16 protein-coding genes are annotated in these 20562 nt (G+C 35.6%); 8 read left to right on the top strand and 8 right to left on the bottom strand.

The features are described from left to right. The first annotated feature begins 95 nt into the window (after nt 1-95). Nucleotides 96-1196: an alanine dehydrogenase gene (gene ald, locus G551_RS0107300; protein WP_027884947.1), complete on the top strand. Its 1101-nt coding sequence runs from the start codon at nt 96-98 to the stop codon at nt 1194-1196. A 1091-nt stretch (nt 1197-2287) separates the two neighbouring features. Next, nucleotides 2288-2983, top strand: a complete 696-nt coding sequence (locus tag G551_RS0107295) for a zinc metallopeptidase (protein ID WP_027884946.1) — start codon at nt 2288-2290, stop codon at nt 2981-2983. A 173-nt stretch (nt 2984-3156) separates the two neighbouring features. On the opposite strand, the gene G551_RS0107290 is transcribed toward G551_RS0107295, so the two are convergent. Continuing rightward, on the bottom strand, nt 3157-4527 hold the full coding sequence (locus tag G551_RS0107290) for a saccharopine dehydrogenase family protein (protein ID WP_027884945.1): 1371 nt from the start codon (nt 4525-4527) through the stop codon (nt 3157-3159). Between the two features lie 72 nt (nt 4528-4599). On the opposite strand from G551_RS0107290, the gene G551_RS0107285 reads away from it, so the two are divergent. Both G551_RS0107285 and pckA read left to right on the top strand, forming a co-directional pair. After that, nucleotides 4600-4989 carry a DUF423 domain-containing protein gene (locus tag G551_RS0107285; RefSeq protein WP_027884944.1) on the top strand — a complete coding sequence of 130 codons (390 nt, stop codon included), beginning with the start codon at nt 4600-4602 and terminating at the stop codon, nt 4987-4989. 71 nt (nt 4990-5060) lie between these two features. After that, nucleotides 5061-6659, top strand: a complete 1599-nt coding sequence (gene pckA / locus G551_RS0107280) for a phosphoenolpyruvate carboxykinase (ATP) (protein WP_027884943.1) — start codon at nt 5061-5063, stop codon at nt 6657-6659. Nucleotides 6660-6733: 74 nt separating this feature from the next. Here pckA and G551_RS0107275 read toward each other — a convergent pair whose 3' ends face one another. Together G551_RS0107275 and G551_RS0107270 are read right to left on the bottom strand one after the other, a co-directional pair. Continuing rightward, nucleotides 6734-7480: a uroporphyrinogen-III synthase gene (locus tag G551_RS0107275; protein WP_027884942.1), complete on the bottom strand. Its 747-nt coding sequence runs from the start codon at nt 7478-7480 to the stop codon at nt 6734-6736. Nucleotides 7481-7504: 24 nt separating this feature from the next. Then, nucleotides 7505-8170, bottom strand: coding sequence for a DUF4271 domain-containing protein (locus G551_RS0107270; protein ID WP_027884941.1), 666 nt, complete (start codon nt 8168-8170; stop codon nt 7505-7507). A gap of 93 nt (nt 8171-8263) precedes the next feature. Between G551_RS0107270 and G551_RS0107265 the strand changes: the two genes are divergently transcribed. Genes G551_RS0107265 through G551_RS0107255 form a run of 3 tightly spaced genes read left to right on the top strand, consistent with a single transcriptional unit; the run spans nt 8264 to nt 10802 of the window. Beyond that, entirely contained in the window at nt 8264-8992 is a 729-nt protein-coding gene (locus tag G551_RS0107265; RefSeq protein WP_027884940.1) for a polyprenol monophosphomannose synthase, read from the top strand. Further along, a complete protein-coding gene (locus tag G551_RS0107260) occupies nt 8989-10329 on the top strand; it encodes a dihydroorotase (RefSeq protein WP_027884939.1) in 1341 nt (446 codons plus the stop codon). The genes G551_RS0107265 and G551_RS0107260 overlap by 4 nt, the downstream gene beginning before the upstream one ends. Then, nucleotides 10329-10802, top strand: coding sequence for a DUF4296 domain-containing protein (locus G551_RS0107255; protein ID WP_027884938.1), 474 nt, complete (start codon nt 10329-10331; stop codon nt 10800-10802). The genes G551_RS0107260 and G551_RS0107255 overlap by 1 nt, the downstream gene beginning before the upstream one ends. Here G551_RS0107255 and G551_RS0107250 read toward each other — a convergent pair. Beyond that, nucleotides 10799-11809 carry an NAD-dependent epimerase/dehydratase family protein gene (locus G551_RS0107250; RefSeq protein ID WP_027884937.1) on the bottom strand — a complete coding sequence of 337 codons (1011 nt, stop codon included), beginning with the start codon at nt 11807-11809 and terminating at the stop codon, nt 10799-10801. The two genes, G551_RS0107255 and G551_RS0107250, sit on opposite strands and share 4 nt — an antisense overlap. Before the next feature lie 166 nt (nt 11810-11975). Here G551_RS0107250 and tyrS point away from each other — a divergent pair, with 166 nt between their 5' ends. Further along, nucleotides 11976-13271, top strand: a complete 1296-nt coding sequence (gene tyrS, locus G551_RS0107245) for a tyrosine--tRNA ligase (RefSeq protein ID WP_027884936.1) — start codon at nt 11976-11978, stop codon at nt 13269-13271. Nucleotides 13272-13439: 168 nt separating this feature from the next. On the opposite strand, the gene G551_RS0107240 is transcribed toward tyrS, so the two are convergent. The 4 genes from G551_RS0107240 to G551_RS0107225 form a co-directional block, all read right to left on the bottom strand. Then, the gene (locus tag G551_RS0107240; protein ID WP_027884935.1) at nt 13440-14420 is read right to left on the bottom strand and encodes a LuxE/PaaK family acyltransferase; all 981 of its coding nucleotides are present in this window, start codon (nt 14418-14420) and stop codon (nt 13440-13442) included. A gap of 81 nt (nt 14421-14501) precedes the next feature. Then, complete coding sequence (locus G551_RS0107235) at nt 14502-16286, bottom strand: T9SS type A sorting domain-containing protein (protein WP_027884934.1); 1785 nt, start codon at nt 16284-16286, stop codon at nt 14502-14504. A gap of 145 nt (nt 16287-16431) precedes the next feature. Continuing rightward, a complete protein-coding gene (locus G551_RS0107230; RefSeq protein ID WP_027884933.1) occupies nt 16432-17565 on the bottom strand; it encodes a hypothetical protein in 1134 nt (377 codons plus the stop codon). Nucleotides 17566-17707: 142 nt separating this feature from the next. Then, a complete protein-coding gene (locus G551_RS0107225; protein ID WP_027884932.1) occupies nt 17708-20479 on the bottom strand; it encodes a TonB-dependent receptor in 2772 nt (923 codons plus the stop codon). Nucleotides 20480-20562 lie beyond the last annotated feature (83 nt).

Below are 20562 nucleotides of genomic sequence, written 5' to 3'. Positions count from 1 at the left end.
TCAGGGGTTGATAAGGGTGTTTTAAACTTTTTTTTAAGTTTAACACCCTTATTTTTTATTTTAATTTTATTTTTAGGAAACTAAAATTTACAGTTATGATTGTAGGTGTTCCTAAAGAAATTAAAAACAACGAAAGTAGAGTAGGGATGACTCCAGCCGGAGTTTTAGAACTTACCAAACGAAATCACACGGTTTACGTACAAACCACCGCTGGGATTGCCAGCGGATTTTCAGATGACGATTACCAGCAAGTAGGAGCACAAATTTTACCTTCGATCGATGCGGTTTATGCCGAAAGCGATATGATCGTAAAAGTAAAAGAGCCCATTCCTGAAGAATACAATTTAATTAAAGAAGATCAGGTCGTCTTTACCTATTTTCATTTTGCCGCCGATCAAGAACTTACCGAAGCCATGATCGATAGTAAATCGGTATGTATTGCTTACGAAACCGTGCAAGATGCCAACGGTAAATTACCTTTATTAACTCCAATGTCTGAAGTTGCCGGAAGAATGTCGATTCAGCAAGGAGCTAAATATTTAGAAAAACCTGTAAAAGGTAAAGGTTTGTTGCTAGGCGGAGTGCCGGGAGTTTCTCCGGGTAAAGTATTGGTCTTAGGTGCCGGAGTTGTTGGTATTCAAGCTGCAAAAATGGCTGCCGGTTTGGGCGCGCACGTCACCATTCTCGATATCAATATGGATCGTTTGCGTTACGTAAACGACATTATGCCGAGCCACGTAGTGACTGAATTTTCTAACGAATACAACATTCGCAAGCACATTAAAACCCACGATTTAATTATTGGTGGCGTTTTAATTCCAGGAGCAAAAGCCCCTAAACTCATTACTCGCGATATGCTAAAAGAAATGGATTCGGGTACGGTGATCGTCGATGTGGCGGTCGACCAAGGCGGTTGTATTGAAACGACCAAAGCCACTACGCACGAAAATCCTATTTATATTATCGAAGACGTCGTGCATTACTGCGTGGCAAATATGCCGGGCGCCGTGCCGCATACTTCTACCGTTGCGTTAACCAACGTGACTTTGCCTTACGTAATTAGCTTGGCAGAAAAAGGTTGGGAAATGGCTTGCAAAGAAAACACCGCGCTTTTTAAAGGACTCAATATTATTAAAGGGAAAGTCGTTTATCAACTCATAGCTGAAGCTTTCGGTTGGGAAGAAGTTCATTCTTAGGGCGTTTCCCTACGGGTCGGGCTTTCGGCAGTCGCTTTTCTCAATTCCTGCGTAGGCAGGAATCTCCAAAGAGCTCCAACAAAGCCTCAATCCCTAACGCGAAACCTCCCCTGTTGTATCAGGTAGCTTTCGTTTAAAAGGAGTGGAACATTTTGTATTGTTTTTTATCCTTTAAGCATTCCTGCAAGGTCTATTTTTGACCTTGTAGGTTTTTTTTTTGAAATGGATACCTACAAGGTTTTAGAAACCTTGCAGGATATTTCGGTGATTCAGTTATGGTTTATTTTTCACGTTTTGCGAATTTATTTCAATCACTATAAACTTCCTTCCCTCAAAAGGGAAGGTGGCTTATGTAGCGATAGCGGAATAAGTCGGAAGGGTGCTTTCTTCTTCTGAAGTTTTATTAAGCTTTCAAAACCACCCCACCCTATTGGGTACCCCTCCTTTAAAAGGAAGGGAACTTTTTAATATAGTTTTTTGATTTTTCTCAACAATAATAAGTATTTCCGTCATTCTGGACTTGATCCGGAATCTCATCTTGTGAATTTATTTAAATCATTATAAACTTCCTTCCCTTTCGAGGGAAGGTGGCTTATGTAGCGATAGCGAAATAAGTCGGAAGGGTGCTTTCTTCTTCTGAAGTTTTATTAAGCTTTCAAAACCACCCCGCCCTATCGGGCACCCCTCCTTAAAAAGGAGGGGAACTTTTTTATAAAGGTTTTTAATTCCTCTCTTCAATAATAAGTATTTCCGTCATTCCGGACTTGATCTGGAATCTCATCTTGCGAATTTATTTAAATCATTATAAACTTCCTTCCCTTTCGAGGGAAGGTGGCTTATGTAACGATAGCGAAATAAATCGGAAGGGTTTTATCTGAGCTAAGTTAAACTAACTTTGAAAATGAACCCTAATTTTTCTGCATAAGGGATGGGAGCGGCATCCTTTTTAAATTTCTGCAAGCGCAGAAATTTAAAAAGATATAGCGTACAGCCCGACCCGAAGGGATATGCCCAAGAAGACAAAACGTCACTTGTTTAAATTGGCTAGATTTTTGATTTCTTATTCTCCAAAAACTGAAAAAGAAAAAGTTATGATGGGATATTATTTGCTTATCGGACTCATTATGTTGGTGAGTTGGTACGTGAGCCATACGCTAAAATCGAAATTTAGAAAATACTCGAAAACGCATTTACAAAATGGGATGAGTGGTGCCGAAATCGCTCGAAAAATGCTGGAAGATAACGGGATTTACGATGTAAAGGTTATTTCGACTCCGGGACAATTAACCGATCATTACAATCCGCAAAAGAAGACGGTGAATTTAAGTGAGGCAGTTTACAGTCAGCGAAACGCAGCTGCTGCTGCCGTTGCTGCGCACGAATGTGGTCACGCGGTGCAACACGCCAAAGCTTACGGTTGGTTAAAAATGCGAAGTGCATTGGTTCCGGTAGTAAGCGTGGCTTCTAGATTTAGTCAGTTTGTGATCATGGGCGGAATCATTTTAATGGCTGCGGTTTCTTTTGGCGTTGGGCAAATGGTTTTATTGGCAGGAATTATTCTTTTCGGGATGGGAACCTTGTTTAGTTTTATCACTTTGCCGGTAGAATATGATGCGAGTAATCGTGCGTTGGCTTGGTTAAAAGCAGAAAATATTGTGACTCCGCAAGAATACGAAGGTTCTAAAGACGCGCTAAAATGGGCAGCGAGAACCTATGTGGTTGCCGCAGTAGGTTCTTTAGCGACCTTGCTTTATTTCATCGGGATATTTTTAGGAAGTAGAGATTAAGATTTCATATTAAATAAGTTTGATCTATATAAAAAGCCTTTCAAGAATTCTTGAAAGGCTTTTTTCTTTTCTTATTTTATTATTAAACTAATAGCTTCTTCGTCATTCCGGGCTTGATCTAGAATCTCGATAAGTTTAATTATAAACATTACTTTTCAAGGAGTAATTAAAAACTATCCAACTACATTATCTTCGTTATAGCCCAAGTATTCACGTTCTTTTTCTTTAAAAACGATTCCGTTTTCAGCGAGTTCTTTTAAGATAGGATCGTAAATTTCTTTGGTAATTGGTCGTAAAACTCCTGTCGTAGTAATCTCTTTATTTAAAATTTTAAGTGTTGCTATACCTACCGGTAATCCTACGGTTTTCGCCATGGCGGTATAGGTTTGATCTTCGCCAAGATGCACCATTGTCGAATCGATCTGGTTAGTTTTACCGTCTATTTCATAACCGAATTTATGATACATCACGATCATATCTTTATCGTTGGGAGCGAGTGTCCATTTTTCTTCTAATATTTTTTGAAGCGCTTGCGCCGGGGTAGCATTTTTAATTCCGATCTTTTTATGAGGATTGAAGATATCTAGCTCCAATAATTTTTCCCACATTACATCATCTTGATCGATCTTAAGGTTATAGCGCGTTTTCAATTCAACAGAATCGGTAGGTGAATACGGTAAAAAAGAGTTTACAAAATCGCGATAACTCATTTCTTCAGAGCCTTGTAAGGTATAAGTATCGTCGGTCATCCCGAGTTGCACGAACATATTCCAGGCTTTGCTGAAACCTACGCGTCGTAAAGTCCCACGGTAAAGGGTTTTGATGCTATCTAAACCATAAACACTTCTATATTTAAGAGAATCACGATTGGCTAAACCTTCAAATCTTCCGTAGTTTTCTACTTCTAGAAATTCGGTTCGTCTAAATAAACGATGATACGGAATGTATTTGTACTTGCCTTCTTGCATAAAAACGGCTGCGCCACCTTGCCCGGCGACAACTACATTTCTAGGATTCCAAGTGAATTTGTAATTCCAAAGGTTCGTGTCGCTTTCTGGAGCTACGAGTCCGCCGGTAAACGATTCAAACAATAGCATTTTTCCACCTTTTGCTCGAATACGGTCAATCACCTGCATCGCGCTCATATGATCGATCCCGGGGTCTACGCCGATCTCGTTCATAAAGGTGAGTCCTTTTTGTTTCACCTCTTCATCTAAAGCTTGCATCTCGTCACTCACATAAGAAGCAGTCACTAAATTCTTATTGAAATTTACACAATCTTTAGCCACTTCAATATGAAAACGTGCCGGTAACATCGAGATCACGATATCTGCATTCTTGATCGCTTCTTGACGTTGATCAGCTTTGAAAATATCGAGTTGAATTGCTTTGGTGTTGGGATGATGACCTGCAAATTTTTCAGCATTTGCCAGTGATAAATCACCTATAATAAGCTGTAGCTTTTCTTCGTTAGACTTTTCTTTTAGGTATTTTATAAGTGCCGAAGTAGATTTTCCGGCACCAATGAGCAATATTTTTCGCATGTTTAAAATTACTTGGTTAATTTTGTGGTTCTTTCAAATTACTTAATAAAATCTTATTTAAAAAAATAAATCATGCAAAGAAAGCTGTTAATTCTTGGTTGTGTTTTCGGAATGTTAGCTGTAATTTTAGGAGCATTTGGGGCTCACGGTTTAAAAGAAGTTTTAACTGAAGAAAGTTTAACAAGTTACGAAACCGGAGTACGATATCAATTTTATCACGCGTTTTTAGCGCTAATTATTGCGAATACTTCATTTTTTACCGACAAAACTAAGAATATTGTGTTTTGGATGCTTTTGGTAGGGGTTCTTTTGTTTTCAGGATCTATTTATTTGCTAACGACCTCTGCAATAACAGGGGTGTCTATTAAAAGTTTTGGGTTTGTAACTCCAATAGGGGGTGTTTTTTTAATCTTAGCTTGGTTAGTTTTAATTCTTAACGTTCTGAAAATGAATAAGAAATAAACTTAAAAACTTCTTAGGTCTTAAACTTTTTATTTCTATTTTTGCTGAACAAACACAACAAAAATAATTTTATGCTTCCAAATCAGCTAATTACGAAAACGTTTTCGTTAGAGGAATACGGAATTAGAAAAGCAGATTTTCATTATCAACTTTCTTCAGAAGAATTGCATCAAATTACGATCGACAAAAATATGGGTGTCGAAACTAATTCTGGTACATTAGCAATTAATACCGGTGAGTTTACCGGAAGATCTCCGCAAGACCGTTTTATTGTAAAAGATGAAGTTACTAAAGATAAAGTTTGGTGGGGAAATATTAATATTCCTTTTGATGAAGATAAATTTGATGCACTTTATAATAAGGTGACCGATTATCTTTCTGAAAAAGAATTATTTGTACGCGATGCCTACGCGTGTGCAGATCAAGATTATCGTTTAAATATTCGTGTGATTAACGAATATCCTTGGAGTAATATGTTTGCCTACAATATGTTTTTACGTCCAGAGGAAGATGAGCTTGAAGATTTTAAAGAAGATTGGTTGATTGTAAATGCACCCGGTTTTAAAGCAGATCCGGCGGTTGATGGTACGCGTCAACATAATTTTGCTATTTTAAATTTCAGCAAAAAAATCGCATTAATTGGTGGTACAGGATATACCGGAGAAATTAAGAAAGGTATTTTTTCAGCCTTAAATTTTATTCTTCCGGTTTATAAAAATGTATTACCCATGCATTGTTCTGCAAATGTCGGTGAAGATAACAATACTGCTATTTTCTTTGGACTTTCCGGTACCGGTAAAACCACGCTTTCTGCAGATCCTGATCGTAAACTAATTGGAGACGATGAGCACGGTTGGACGCCAGATAATAAAGTCTTTAATTTTGAAGGCGGTTGCTATGCGAAGGTGATCAATCTTTCTGAAGAAGGAGAGCCCGATATTTACAATGCCATTAAACCCGGCGCTATTCTAGAAAATGTAATTATGAATAGTGAAGGTGAAGTCGATTTTAAAGACGTTTCAATTACCCAGAACACAAGAGTTAGTTACCCAATTTACCATATTAATAATATACAAACACCCTCTGTAGGAGAGAACACCAAGAATATATTCTTCTTAACGGCAGATGCGTTTGGTGTTTTGCCTCCTATTAGCAAATTAACTCCCGGCCAAGCGGCTTATCATTTTATAAGTGGTTATACGGCAAAAGTTGCGGGAACTGAAGAAGGCATTACCGAGCCGGTACCAAGTTTTTCGGCTTGTTTTGGTGCGCCTTTTATGCCATTGCACCCAACCAAATATGCTGAAATGCTTAGCGAAAAAATGAAAGCATCTGGTGTAAATGTTTGGCTGGTGAATACCGGTTGGACCGGCGGACCTTACGGAACGGGTTCTAGAATGAAGTTGAAATATACCCGGGCCATGATTTCAGCGGCATTGGAAGGTAAGCTGGATCATGTTGAATTTGAACAGCATCCTATTTTTGGGTTAGAAATGCCAAAAGAATGCCCTAATGTTCCTGCAGAAGTTCTTTGCCCAAGAGATACTTGGCAAGATCAAGAAGCTTACGATAAAAAAGCAAACCTACTTGCTTCTTACTTTAAAGATAATTTCGAAAAATTTGATGATTATGCTAATGATGAGATCTTAAAGGGAGGTCCTATCGTTTAGTGGTTTTAAGTTTTACTCATGAAAAAAGGGCATTTTTAAAATGCCCTTTTTTTTGTTTTGTATCGAAGTAGAATTTATTTTTTATTCTGCTCTTTAATATATTTTTCTAATGCCATCGTCATCGATGGAGTTTCTGGTGTTGGAGCCTTAATGTTTACTTCTAAACCGTGCTCTTTGGCCGCTTTAATAGTAGAATTACCAAAAACAGCAATTCTTGTATTGTTTTGTTTAAAATCTGGGAAATTCTCAAAAAGAGATTTAATTCCGCTAGGGCTAAAAAATACCACGACATCGTAGAAAACTTTTTCTAAGTGTGATAGATCACTTACTACGGTTCTGTAAAAAATTCCTCTTTTCCAGTTGATGCCAAGTTTGTCTAATTGTTTTGGTACAGCCGGTTTAAGCATATCTGCAGATGGTAATAAGAATTTCTCATTCTTATACTTTTTAATAAGCGGAATAAGCTCTGGGAATGTTCTTTTTCCTACATAAATTTTACGCTTTCTGTAAACCACGTATTTCTGTAGGTAATAAGCAACAGCTTCACTTTGGCAAAAGTATTTTAAAGTATCTGGCACTTTAAAACGCATCTCTTCTGCTATTCTAAAAAAATGATCTACAGCATTTCTACTGGTAAGAATAATAGCTGTGAAGTTAGAAAGATCAATTTTTTGTTGTCTTACTTCTTTTGATGGCACTCCTTCTACATGAATAAAAGGAATAAAGTCAATCTTAACCTTTTGTTTTTCTTCTAATTCTGAATAAGGACTATTCTCAACCTTTGGTTCCGGTTGGGAGATCAAAATAGTTTTCACTTTCATTGTGCTGTGTTTTTTAACTTAAAATCAACGGACTCCCGTAAACACTTTATATAAAATGAAATACGGTGCGATTTCAAGTGTGCAAAGGTACAAAATAAAATAAAACCAATTACCCAAAACAAGCTTTTGGTTGTTACTATAGTATTTAATTAACACAATTAGGTTGGCTAAAATCCAGATAATGAAGAAAGAAAAAATTAAAATTTTAGAATTAGGCCAGCCGTAAATTACCATGATTAGTAGAGGTAAGATAATGAGCGACAAAAAGTTCTTATAGGTTATTTTGTAGAAAATGTAATTATCTAACAACTTATTAATTTCAAAAACTTCTCCAATAATTTTTTCAATTAAGTATTTTACCGCAATTAATACATTGTAAACAAGGAAAATTTGAATATATAATCGATAATCTTTTTGGCTAAAATTCACAAAGCCGGTAATTTTTACAAAATAATAAATGGCTAATGCGATAATTAAACCTTGCCCAAGAAATAATAAAAAGCTGAATAAATTAAGAACCGATAACGTTCTTTTATGAGAAGTGAAGTATTTGTTAGAAGTATAAATTCTAGAAAAATCTAAAAAATCTTCCGCATAATATTTTTTTGAAAAAGCAATAAGCAAGAGAATACTTACTAAAACTATAGTTACCCAATCGTTAGAAATAAATGAACGCGTTACAGCTTCCAAATTTTTTGCTTTTTGGCAAATTTAAAAATTAAATAGCTAAAAATTCTGAAATAGGAGAGTTTAAAAATAATTACATTTGCCAAAAATTGCAGCATGTCGAGGCGACTCGTAATCATACCTACTTATAATGAGATTGAAAACATTGAGCGAATTATTCGCAACGTGTTTTCACAACGCTCGTCTTTCGATATACTGGTAGTCGACGATAGTTCACCAGACCAAACCGCTGTAAAAGTTAAAGAACTACAAGAAGAATTTTTTGAGCAATTATTTTTAGAAGTAAGAACCGAAAAATCTGGATTAGGTACCGCTTATATTCACGGTTTTAAATGGGCATTAGCGAGAGATTATGATTTTATTTTCGAGATGGATGCAGATTTTTCTCACAATCCTAACGATTTAATACGTTTGTATAATGCTTGTGTGAAGCAAAAGGCAGACGTTGCTATTGGTTCTCGTTATGTAAAAGGCGTAAATGTGGTAAACTGGCCTATGAACCGCGTTTTGATGTCTTATTTTGCATCAAAATACGTAAAGTTCATTACCAGAATGCAAATACAAGATACTACCGCAGGTTTTGTTTGCTATCGTAGAAAGGTTTTAGAACGAATAAATTTAGATACGATACAATTTGTAGGTTATGCGTTTCAAATAGAAATGAAATTTAAAGCTTACCTCTATAAATTTAATATTATAGAAGTTCCTGTTATCTTTACAGACCGAACAAGAGGTGAGTCGAAATTGAGTAGTAATATTATTTCTGAAGCAGTTTTTGGAGTAATAAAAATGAAGTTAAAAAGTTTATTTGGCAAAGAGATATGAAAAAGATTTTAATTAAAAATGCAAACATCGTTAACGAAGGAAAAGTGTTTGAAGGAGATGTTTACATTGAAAATGATACTATTGTAGAAGTAGCCGATATTATTAGTGCTAAGTCGCAAGATGTACAAGTGTTTGATGCTGAAGGACAATACTTGCTTCCGGGTGTTATCGACGATCAGGTTCATTTTAGAGAGCCGGGTTTAACGCACAAAGAAGATATTGAACACGGTTCTAAAGCCGCAATTGCCGGAGGAATCACCTCATTTATCGAAATGCCGAATACCGTACCACAAACCACCACGATAGAAAAGTTAGATGAAAAATTCGCAATCGCTGCAGAAAAAGCTTACGCTAATTATTCTTTTATGTTTGGTGGGACGAACGATAATTTAGAAGAAATTAAAAAAGTAGATCCTAAAACCACCGCAGCCTTAAAACTGTTTTTAGGTTCTTCTACAGGAAATATGTTGGTCGACGATGAAAAGGTTTTAGAGCAAATCTTTAAAAACTCGCCGTTAATGGTCGTTGCGCATTGCGAAGATGAAGAGACTATTAAAAATAACTTAGCCAAGTATAAAGAAGAATTTGGCGACGATATCCCGATTATTTATCATCCGGAAATTAGAAGTGAAGAAGCTTGTTACATCTCTTCTTCAAAAGCGGTAGCGCTTGCCAAGAAAACGGGAGCTAGACTACATGTTTTTCATCTTTCAACAGCAAAAGAATTAAGTCTTTTTACCAATAAAATTCCTTTAAAAGATAAAAAGATCACGGCAGAAGTTTGTATTCATCATTTATGGTTTAATAATGAACAATACAACGAAAAGGGAACACATATTAAATGGAATCCTGCGGTAAAAACCAAGAAAGATCAAGAAGCTTTATTGCAAGGTTTATTAGACGATAAGTTAGATGTGATCGCTACCGATCACGCACCGCATACCAAAGAAGAAAAGAATAATGTGTACACCAAAGCACCAAGTGGCGGACCGTTAGTACAACACGCTTTACCGGCAATGTTAGAATTTTACCACCGCGGAAAAATTTCTTTAGAGAAAATTGTTGAAAAAATGTGTCATAACCCCGCTATACTTTTTGAAATTGAAAAGCGTGGTTATATTAAAGAAGGCTACAAAGCAGATTTAGTCTTGGTAGATCTTAATGCACCTTGGACGGTACAAAAAGACAATATTCTTTACAAATGTGGTTGGTCTCCGTTCGAGAAAACAACTTTTAGATCACGCATTACGCATACGTTTGTAAATGGTAAATTGGTATATAAGAACTTTAAGGTTTTAGACGTTAAAAATGCAGAACGTTTAACTTTTAATCGATAATGAAAAAAGCAGCTTACATACTTTTCACATTTATCTTGCTCGTTTTTGCAGCTTGCCAAAGCGTAGATCACGCTGAAAAACCAGAAAATCTAATCGCTGAAGATAAAATGATCGATGTGCTCACCGATCTTTTAAAGTTAGATGCGGCAGAAAGTTTTTCTTCAATTGAATATGAAAAGAGAGAAGTAAGTACTAAAGAGCTCATTTTCAAAAAATATAAAATTGATAGTTTACAATTTGTAAAAAGCAGTGAATATTACGCTGAAGATTTTAAAACCAACGAAAGAATTTACGATAGTGTAAGAGCGCGCTTAGAAAATGAAAAAAATGTGCTAGACTCGTTGGTCGATCAAGAACGTGAAGAAGAAAAAGCAGAACGTGCGAAGAAGAAAGAAGATAAAATCAGATCTCTAGAAGTAAATAAAAAAAGAGATTCTTCTTCTGGTAGAATGCTTATTAAGCCGCAATCTTAATTCACTTTCTTAAAATAAATTGCGGTTTCTTCAATAGATTTTTTGATCGAGGTAAACTCAAAATCGATCTTTTCTTTAATTAAAGAATGATCATAATAAGATTTTCCAAAAGCTCCTTTAATAGAGTTTTTGGTAATTTCTTGATTGGTGTTGAAGATTTTTCTTCCTATATATTGTACCAACCAACCTATAAAAACCATCCAAGGCTGTAATTGTTTTTTAGGGATTGGTTTTCCTAAGGCTTGAGCAATTTCTGCAAGAACTTCTTTAAATGAACTATTTTCTGAAACGAGAATAAAACGTTCGTTCACAATATCACTTTTCATGAGCTTCAGCATGGATTTTGCAACATCTTCAACAGCTACAAAACCGGTTACCAAAGGAGGATAGTAAGAAAGGTTTTTGTTTACTTTGCTAAATAACTTTCCGCTACCGGTATTAAAATTTCCGGCGCCAATAATTACTCCGGGATTTACGATGACTACCGGTAAACCCTCTTGTGCGGCACGCCAAACTTCCATTTCTGCTCCGTATTTAGAGATCGAATAATTATCGTGTTCAGCTTCGTTGTTTCGCGGAGAACTTTCTGTGATTTTTTTTTGGTTAAGTTCACTTCCTAAAGCTGCGATCGAACTTACGTGGCAAAACTTTTTAATGTTTTTACTCAACGCAATATTCACCACATTCGCGGTTCCTTCAATATTTATTTTTCGAAGAAGTTTGTAGTCTTTGGGATTGTAAGAAATATAACCGGCGCAATGGTAAACGTATTCAATGTTATTAAAAGCATCTTCTAATTCAGGAATACGAGTAATATCGGTTTGTACCCATTCGATTTTAGAAAAAAGTTGCTCGGCATTATCTCCTAATTTAAACTTGATAATTTCTTGGGTGGCTTTAATTTTTTCTTCGGTTCGGTATAAAGCCCTAATTTTTTCATCTTGCTGAAGTAATTCAACCAAAAGATGAGAACCTACTAAACCGGTCGCGCCTGTTACTAAAATCATAGTGTAAAGATAAAATTTAAATAGTTTCAAGCTTTTAGGAATAGGAAAATTTTTAGTTTCTCCTATCTTTGTCAATTCGTAAGTAAAGTTGAATTTTGAGTAAAGATTTTTTTCAGATTCAATTTTAATTCAAAATCAAAAAGAATAATTGTAAAGACCTAAAAAAATGGCCAAAAATTTTGTTGAAGAGTTACAGTGGAGAGGAATGTTACACGATGTAATGCCGGGAACCGAAGAGCATTTACAAGAAGCGATGCGTTCTGCCTATATTGGTTTCGATCCTACTTCAGATTCTTTACACATTGGTAGTTTGGTGCCTATTATGGTATTGGCGCATTTTCAACGATGTGGTCATAAACCTTACGCGCTTATTGGCGGAGCTACAGGAATGATTGGCGACCCTACCGGAAAATCGCAAGAGCGTAATTTGTTAGATGAAGAAACCCTTCGTAAAAATCAAAACGGAGTAAAACAACAACTTTCTAAGTTTTTAGATTTCTCCGGAAAAGAACAAAACGGAGCTGTTTTGGTGAATAATTACGATTGGTTGAAAGATTTCTCGTTCTTAGAATTTATTAGAGATGTTGGGAAGCATATTACCGTAAATTATATGATGGCGAAAGACTCTGTGAAAAAACGTCTTTCTTCAGAAGCTAATGAAGGAATGAGTTTTACCGAATTTACCTACCAATTGGTACAAGGTTACGATTTTCTTCACTTATATAGAGCTGCAAATTGTACCTTACAAATGGGAGGTAGCGACCAGTGGGGAAATATTACTACCGGAACAGAATTAATTCGTCGAATTGGCGGCGGTAAAGGTTTCGCATTAACTTCACCATTAATCACGAAAGCAGACGGAAGTAAATTTGGTAAATCTGAAGGTGGTAACGTATGGTTAGACCCAGAGAAAACTTCACCTTACAAATTTTACCAATATTGGATCAATACCAGTGATGAAGATGCAGAAAAGTTTATTAAGATTTTCACTTTTATTGAAAAACAAGAAATTGAAAGCTTGATCGCAGAGCATAACGAAGCTCCACACGCTCGTCTGTTACAAAAACTTTTAGCAGAAGAACTTACAGAAATGGTACATTCTAAAGAAGATTTGGAAAATGCTATTAAAGCTTCGAATGTATTGTTTGGTAAGAGTACTGCAGAAGATTTAAAAGGTTTAGATGAAAAAACCTTCTTAGATGTTTTTGATGGCGTACCACAAGCAGAAGTTGAAAAAGCTAAGATCGTTGCCGGTTTAGATATGATCGGGGCGCTTGCTGCTGAAACCGATTTTTTACCAAGCAACGGGGAAGCAAGAAGAGCTTTAAAAGCAAATTCTGTATCTGTAAATAAAGAAAAAGTAAAAGAAGATTACGCAATTACTGAAGCAGATTTAATTAACGGTAAATATGTAATCATCAATAAAGGGAAGAAAAATACGTACATTATTAAAGCGGTATAAATTTTCCTTACCTCATAAAAAAGCGAAAGCCCGGTCATCACACCGGGCTTTCTAAATAACTAACCAATCTATTATGAAAAAACTTCATCTTAGCACTTAATAAGACGAAGTAAATGCTGTTTAATTACAGATAAATTTCAACTTAACATAAAAATAACGAATGTTAGGTTATAAGACCATCAGATTACAGCCTCTAATGTCACTGTTATCAAACCTTCCCAGTATTTCGTAGGCATTTGTGTTAATTTTTTTTCCGAGGTCTTGAGTGGCGATAAATGAGCAAGAATTTAGGTTTGCCAGATCGATCACATTGATTCCGCCGGTTTTACCATCTTCAACATAAGAAAGAGCATCTTCGGTATCGCGGAGTAAGATGTTCATATGTTTTGGGCAATTAAAAATGCCGTCGCCTTGAGAATAAGCTTGAGAAAGCAGTTCGGTCATTCCGTATTCAGAATGAATTTTTTCAACGCCAAATCCTTCCTTTAAAATTTGATGAAGTTCTTTTCGAATCATTTCTTTTCGGCGACCTTTCATTCCGCCGGTTTCCATAATGACCGTATTTTTTAAACTGAATTGATGTTGTTCTACTAAATCTAATAAGGCAAACGAAACTCCGATAAGCAGTACTTTTTTCTTTTCTTTTTCCAGTTGAAGCAGAAGCGACGCAAGCTGATCTAATTCATCTAAATAAAAACCGCTTTCAGGGTGTTTACTATGTTCGATAAAATAGTTAGCCATATAAATTAATGAAGAGCCTTTGCGCTCTAAATAGGCAGGTAATAAAGCTAAGGTTACATAATCTTCGATCGGCCCGTAAAAACCTTCAAAAGCATTGATAAAGCTTTGTTCGTACAGTTTTAAATCGGTTACCAGATGTTTGCTGGTAAGATTTCCGGTAGTACCGCTACTAGTAAATGTTTCTTCAATTTTTTCTGCGGAAGAAAGCACTCGATGAGTTTTAAAGAATTCAATTGGTAAAAACGGAATTTCTTCTAAACTAGTTACCTGTTGAGGTTTTGTATTCAGTAAATCACAAAACTTGCGATATACTTTATTATGTTGATATTGAAATTGAAAAACCTGAAGACTCACTTTTAAAAAGTCAGCTTCATTTTGAATATTGAAAATTTGTTCTTCTAATTTCATGGGATCGTAAAATTTCAGCAAAAATAAGAAAATAAAAAAAGCGCCCTCCATGGGGCGCTTCTAATATTAATGCTTGGAAACTTATTTTACAATTAATTTTTTAGTCGAAGAAACTCCGTTTTGAGTCACTTTTACTAAGTAAACACCAGCGTTTAATGTAGAAACGTTAAGGTTGCCGTTCACGTTTTTAGCAGTTAAAGCTCTTTTACCTAACAAGTTGTAAATTTCAACATTTACCGCTCCACTAGTTTCTGTCTGGATTGCAACAGCACCATTAGAAGTTGGGTTAGGGTAAAGTGTAAACGTAGAAGCAGTAAAGTTATCTGCAGCTAAAGTAGCATCTACGTTGGTAGCGAAAACTTGGTGGTTACCGTTAAACTCTCCAGCAACTGCAGTAATCGTAGTTGGAGCTGAAGGAATCATTTCACCAATATAATCTGCACCATAAAAATCTGTTCTCATTTCAGTTTCGTCAGTACCGCTAACAACTGGGTAGTTTGTTCCCGTTTGAAAAGTACCATCTGCATCTTCTTCATCTGAATCGTTAATAGTTACATTTTCAAAAGCAATATACTCAGACTCATAATCTTCATAGTTGGTTGCAAATTCTGCAACGGTGATTACCTGTGGAGCAACTGTGTTTTCTGAAGACTCAACTGTTCCTGCATCTTCTGAAGGTACAAATTGTAAAACACCATTGTAGTCTACAGTATAACCAACTAAACCTGAAACCATATCTCCGGCAGTATAAGCATCGCCAGCGATAACCTCATCTTGATCAAAAATTAAAATTCCAGAAACAGTTTCGTCTTGGATCCATCTTCTATTGTTGTAACCATCCGTCCAAGTTACTAAAGAGTTTCCTGTGATTTCGTAATAAGAACCAACACCGTTTGTTTCTACATCTGCTCTTAATTCAGTAATAGAAGTTACTTGAGTTGCCATCGCAATTGAAAATGATACCATATCTTCGATAGCAGGGTCTAAAGCATCACCATTGTTATCTACTAATTGGATCATTACAGTATAATCGCCAGCATCTAAATCTGCTAATACTATATCTTCTGCATCAAACTTGTTGATATATGTTGCCCCATTATCAGTACTGTATTGTACGTAACCATCACCATTTGCTTCTGTTGCGCTTGAAGAAATTGTAAAGTTTGAAATTGCAAATTCAACTGTTACTTCCGAAGTGTTTGGAGAATATGTCATATTATCTGCTGGAGCAGTTATAAGTAAAGCAGCATCACCACCTTGATTTGTTGCTTCGTAGGTTCCGAGGTTTATAATATCTTCAAAGTTAGTTCCACTCTGGCAATTACCCTCTTCGTTTAAGGCACCGTTGTTAAATGTCCAGTCTGTAACTACAAACGTTCCGTTAGGGGTAGTGCCGTTATTTCTTTTAGCATAGCCATCTTTATATTCCCAAGGTGTTCCAGTTCCATCCTCTTCGTTTCCATATTGATCGATTACAGAAGAGTCACTATCTAAAACTAATCTAATAGCATCATCACCATTAAAATTAACAGCATCTGATGTTGTAGCGAAAGTATTTGATGCTGATGGGTATTCTGCGGCAAAAATTGAAGATCCTCCCTCTGTTTCTCCATCTCTGTAGATATAAACGAACTCATCTGTTGCAGTACCCAAGTCGCTAAGGTTGAAGTTAGAACCAAAATCACCTCCATTTGTTGATTTTTGTAATGAGTAATTTGAAAAATCAACAGTTCCTTGTGCATAAATTTCAACGACTTTAGGAGTTCCACCAAAGCAGTCTCCATCTGAAATCATTGTAATAATTGGTGTTTGACCTAATGAAATCATAGAAATCATAAAGGTAAATAATAAAGTAATTTTCTTCATAATAAATTATTTAATGTGTTTTGCAAATATAACGAAACCTTATAAGTAGTTCAATGAAATTATTAATATCTAGTTAGAATTAACTTTTATTTAAAAGATAAAAGCCGCTCTTAAGAGCGGCTTTAGAAATTATTGGCTAATTGAATTATTGTCTTGTCCAACCTTGTGCCCAATCTGGCATGTCAGCACCGTTACCAGCACCATTATTGTTACCTTCGGTAATAAAATCAGTTGAACCTACATAATCTGTCATTTGATCAACAGTTTCGAATTGAATATTGTCAAATGTAATATCTCCAGCAGCTACTCTTGCGTTAGCTTCAGGATCATCAGTAGCAGATTTAATGTAAATCCCTTTTTCGAAACCTTCGATGTAGATATTAGAAGCAGACCACATTCCGCCACCTTCTTTAATATACATTCCACCTTCGCTACCAGGACCAACGATAGAAATATTTTCTAAAGTAGCGTTAGTCATCGGAGTTGCAGCGCCGTCATCACCATTGTTAGAACCTTCGATACCAGCTTTAGCTCCACCGCTAATGTACCAATAAGATCCTGTACCTGCCCAACCGTCAGCGAAGTCAATTGAATCATCACCACTACCAGTTGAAACTAAGTATTTACCATCTACAGTACCTCCGAAGAATTCGATACCATCATCACGACCGTCAAAAGATTGTACATATTCTACTGTAGTACCTTTACCAACACCGAATAAAGAAAGACCATTAAATTGTTTGTCTCCACTAAATTCAGCACCAGTGTACTCAATTCTTAAGTAACGGATAGAACCAGAATTATCATTAACCTCAGAACCACCGTAAGTTAAATCTGCAACTTCTGAAGTAGCTGTTTGTCCACCGCTACCACCTTTGTTGGTAGGAGCTTTACCACAAACAACTAAACCACCCCAATCACCAGGAGCAGGAGCAGCCTCACCAGAAGTCATAATTACTGGATTGTCAGATTCACCATTAATAAAAATTTCACCTCCTTGTGCAACAGCAATGTATGCAGATGTTCCGCCGGTAGCTTCGATCACAGTACCTTCAGGAATTGTTAAAGAAGCACCATCAGAAACAATAACTGGACCTGTAAGGTTATAAGTAAATGCATTGTCTAATTCTACATCACCATTAATAGTTAATTGGAAATCATTAGGATCAATAGTTATACCAGATCCTCCATCATCATCATTTGTGTTGTCGTCGTCATCAGAACAAGAAGCAAACATTAATGCGCTTAATGTAAAAACTGAAAGAAAGAATTTTTTCATTTTTTTGAATTTTAGTTTTTTAAATTTTGTTGAAGCAAATGAACGATATATCTATGTATTTCGTTTTACGTAATCTTTAACTAATCATTAAAAAAGCAGCATCCAAAGAGGATGCTGCTTAACATTAAATTAACTTGATGTTTTAGAATTTATAGGTTGCAGAGAAGCTAAAGGTTCTACCTTTTCTATAGGATTCTACCGTTACATCTTGAATTTGTTGGTATTGCTCTATTGTAGGGTCTAATAGATTTTTAGCAGCAATGCCTAACCCAAAATTTTTGGTTAAATTAGCTTTTACTATAAAGTCTAACATAAATACATCATTATCTGCTAAACCTCCACGGTTATTATTACCAATTGCGTAAAATCTTTCTGAGAAATAGTTGGCGGCAACAGTTGCCATAAGATCTGCGTTTTCAGAAAATTCGTTTGTAAATGTAATATCAGCATTTACTAGCCAATCAGATGCTCCAGTTAGAGGACCTTCTTCTTCTGTAAACTGAACACTATAATTAGTTTCGTCGCTTACTTTTTCTTGATTAAAATCTTGGTTTGTATTTAAGTAAGATATGTTTGTACCGAAACTTAAATTTTGTTTTAGATTGTTTTCGCCCTTTTCAATACTGAAAATATCTTTTCTTACTTCTAATTCAGCACCTATTCCTGTAGCTTGATCTCCAGAGTTAACCCATGAAATATCGTTAGTGGCAGATGCAATGGTTACTTCATTTATTGGGTTTTCTATAATTTTACCAAATACTCCAAAAGATATTAACTCGCTTTTGTTAGGGAAAAATTCCCATTTTAAATCTACATTATAGTTAGTAGAAGAATACAGATCTGGGTTACCAAATCTAGTTTTGGTTACATCGTTATATTGAAAAGGAGCTCTTTCTACAAATTGAGGTAAAGTATAAGTTTTGCTTGCGGCAAACTTTAAGTTGTTTTTTTGGTTCAATTCGTATTTCAAAGATAAGCTTGGTAAGATTTGCTCTTCTTTTAACTCATTATTTCCTCCAACGGGATCAATTGCAGTTACCCAATTAATGTTTTGTTCTATTAATTCTGCTCTTATACCTGCAATAAGCGTAAGTTTTGAGAATTGATACTGAAAGTTGGCAAAGCTAGCGTGTATGGTTAATTCTCCATTGTAAGTTTCTGGTCTTTCACTGCTTCCTCCAAATAAAGTTCTAATGTCAAAAAGATTTTGGTTGAAGTTTTCTTGCGTGAAAAAATTATCTAAATTATTAAAATCAACAACAGGGAAATCGTTAGGGTCATTATAATTTCTTAGCCTGAAATTGTATTGAGTTGCTTCGAAATCACTTTTCTTTGAGCGCATTTGGTAACCTGCCGTTACTTTACCTTTATAGTTATTTTCTTTGTCTTTAGCAAAATCTAAACTTGCACTTAATCTTCCGGCGATTTCATCTTCCGTTAAGTTTTGGTAGTAACGGTGGTTATTGGCATCAGAAAGTTCAGATAAAGTTTTGATACTTAAATCTCCTTCATCATTAATAGGTCTTAACGTATTTTGCATTCGATCTGGAATATCATCTACGAGTTTGTTGTAGGTAACTCCCCAATCGATATTAAAATTATCTTTTAATTCATGTTCTCCTAAAAGTTGGTTAACTAACAACTGTGTTCTTCCAAATGTAGATCTTCTTACAATACCACCACCATTTGCTGCTTCATCAAAAATATCAATAGTTCCATAATATTCATCATGTTCTTGAGAGGTAGAGTTGATATATAAACCATTATAATTAATCTTGTGACGGTTGTTAATTTTATATACAGAATTAAGCATAAATGTACTACCAGTTGAATAGTCATAAGACTCAAAATCAAAATCTTTTCTAGCTATTCCTTGAGTAGATACTCCACCACGAGCAACACCCTCCTTATAGGTGAAATCATTTCCAAAAGAAGCATGACCAAAGAGGCTTAGCCTGCTTTCTTCACCTAAATCAAACGATTTACCACCGGTTAAACCAAGATTCGTATTAATTGGAGATCTCTCAGTTAATTCCCAACTTGTATCAAAATTATAACCATTTAAAGCGTTTTTAGGAGGGTTTTGGTTATAAAATCCAGAGAAATTAGGACCATCCTGTTGCTTAAAAGTTTCTACATCGATCGCGTTCATATTTACACCTGTACCAACTTTAACTTCAAAAAAGCCATCACCTCGATAATCTTTAGAAGATATATTAATACTTGCACCGCCAAAATCTCCATAGTTTCTTGTTACATAGGTTTTGTCAATATCAATGGCTTCAATAATATCAGTTGAAAATATTCCTAAGTCAATATTTTTGTATAAAGGATCGTTAGACGGTATAGGCAAGCCATTCAAATATGTGCTGTTGTATCTGTCTCCTAAACCTCTTACATATATGTTTTTAGAACCTTCTTGTTTAGAAATTCCAGAAGTTTTTGCGACTGCTGTAGAAGCATCTGAAACTCCTTTTTTTGCTAACTCTTGAGATCCTATAGACTGTTTCATTTCAACAGCTTTTTTCTGTTCTAATAGTAAAGCTGTTTCTGATTCTCTTGCAACTACTGTTTTAATTAGTACTTCATCTAAAGCAGCTGCACTAGCTCCGAGGCCGGTATTCACTTCAGTTACTTTGTTTGCAGTAACTTTTACATTAGGTACTTCAAGTGTTTCGTAACCTACGAAGCTAAAAACAAGGGTGTAAGTTCCCGGTTCAATGTTTTCGATTTGATATAAACCATCAAAATCTGTGGTTGTTCCTTTTGTGGTTCCTTTAATAGTCACGTTAGCAAAAGGTAGGGGTTGGTCTCCGGTTTCTTTATCGGTTAATAATCCGGAAATAGAGCCTGTTCCTTGCGCGAAGGAAGCGGCTGATACTAGGCAAATTAAAATGTTAAAAATAGTTTTCATGTATTCGTTTTCTTTTCGTTGCAAAGGAAGCTAAGGAGTAAAAGATAGATGTTACAGGTTTGTTAAGAATGCTCTGGGCGAGT

It is taken from the genome of Mesonia mobilis DSM 19841 (genome assembly GCF_000423405.1).
Lineage (GTDB): Bacteria > Bacteroidota > Bacteroidia > Flavobacteriales > Flavobacteriaceae > Mesonia > Mesonia mobilis.
The sequence above is the reverse complement of the archived record's forward strand: the minus strand, read 5'-3'. Positions and strand labels throughout refer to the sequence as shown.

Excerpts from the sequence above, each read along its gene's own strand:
- tyrS (WP_027884936.1), top strand. The coding sequence starts at position 11,976 with ATGGCCAAAAATTTTGTTGAAGAGTTACAGTGGAGAGGAATGTTACAC.
- G551_RS0107275 (WP_027884942.1), bottom strand. The coding sequence starts at position 7,480 with ATGAAAGTGAAAACTATTTTGATCTCCCAACCGGAACCAAAGGTTGAG.
- G551_RS0107235 (WP_027884934.1), bottom strand. The coding sequence starts at position 16,286 with ATGAAGAAAATTACTTTATTATTTACCTTTATGATTTCTATGATTTCA.
- pckA (WP_027884943.1), top strand. The coding sequence starts at position 5,061 with ATGCTTCCAAATCAGCTAATTACGAAAACGTTTTCGTTAGAGGAATAC.
- G551_RS0107265 (WP_027884940.1), top strand. The coding sequence starts at position 8,264 with ATGTCGAGGCGACTCGTAATCATACCTACTTATAATGAGATTGAAAAC.
- G551_RS0107250 (WP_027884937.1), bottom strand. The coding sequence starts at position 11,809 with ATGATTTTAGTAACAGGCGCGACCGGTTTAGTAGGTTCTCATCTTTTG.
- ald (WP_027884947.1), top strand. The coding sequence starts at position 96 with ATGATTGTAGGTGTTCCTAAAGAAATTAAAAACAACGAAAGTAGAGTA.
- G551_RS0107260 (WP_027884939.1), top strand. The coding sequence starts at position 8,989 with ATGAAAAAGATTTTAATTAAAAATGCAAACATCGTTAACGAAGGAAAA.
- G551_RS0107240 (WP_027884935.1), bottom strand. The coding sequence starts at position 14,420 with ATGAAATTAGAAGAACAAATTTTCAATATTCAAAATGAAGCTGACTTT.
- G551_RS0107285 (WP_027884944.1), top strand. The coding sequence starts at position 4,600 with ATGCAAAGAAAGCTGTTAATTCTTGGTTGTGTTTTCGGAATGTTAGCT.
- G551_RS0107255 (WP_027884938.1), top strand. The coding sequence starts at position 10,329 with ATGAAAAAAGCAGCTTACATACTTTTCACATTTATCTTGCTCGTTTTT.
- G551_RS0107290 (WP_027884945.1), bottom strand. The coding sequence starts at position 4,527 with ATGCGAAAAATATTGCTCATTGGTGCCGGAAAATCTACTTCGGCACTT.
- G551_RS0107225 (WP_027884932.1), bottom strand. The coding sequence starts at position 20,479 with ATGAAAACTATTTTTAACATTTTAATTTGCCTAGTATCAGCCGCTTCC.
- G551_RS0107295 (WP_027884946.1), top strand. The coding sequence starts at position 2,288 with ATGATGGGATATTATTTGCTTATCGGACTCATTATGTTGGTGAGTTGG.
- G551_RS0107230 (WP_027884933.1), bottom strand. The coding sequence starts at position 17,565 with ATGAAAAAATTCTTTCTTTCAGTTTTTACATTAAGCGCATTAATGTTT.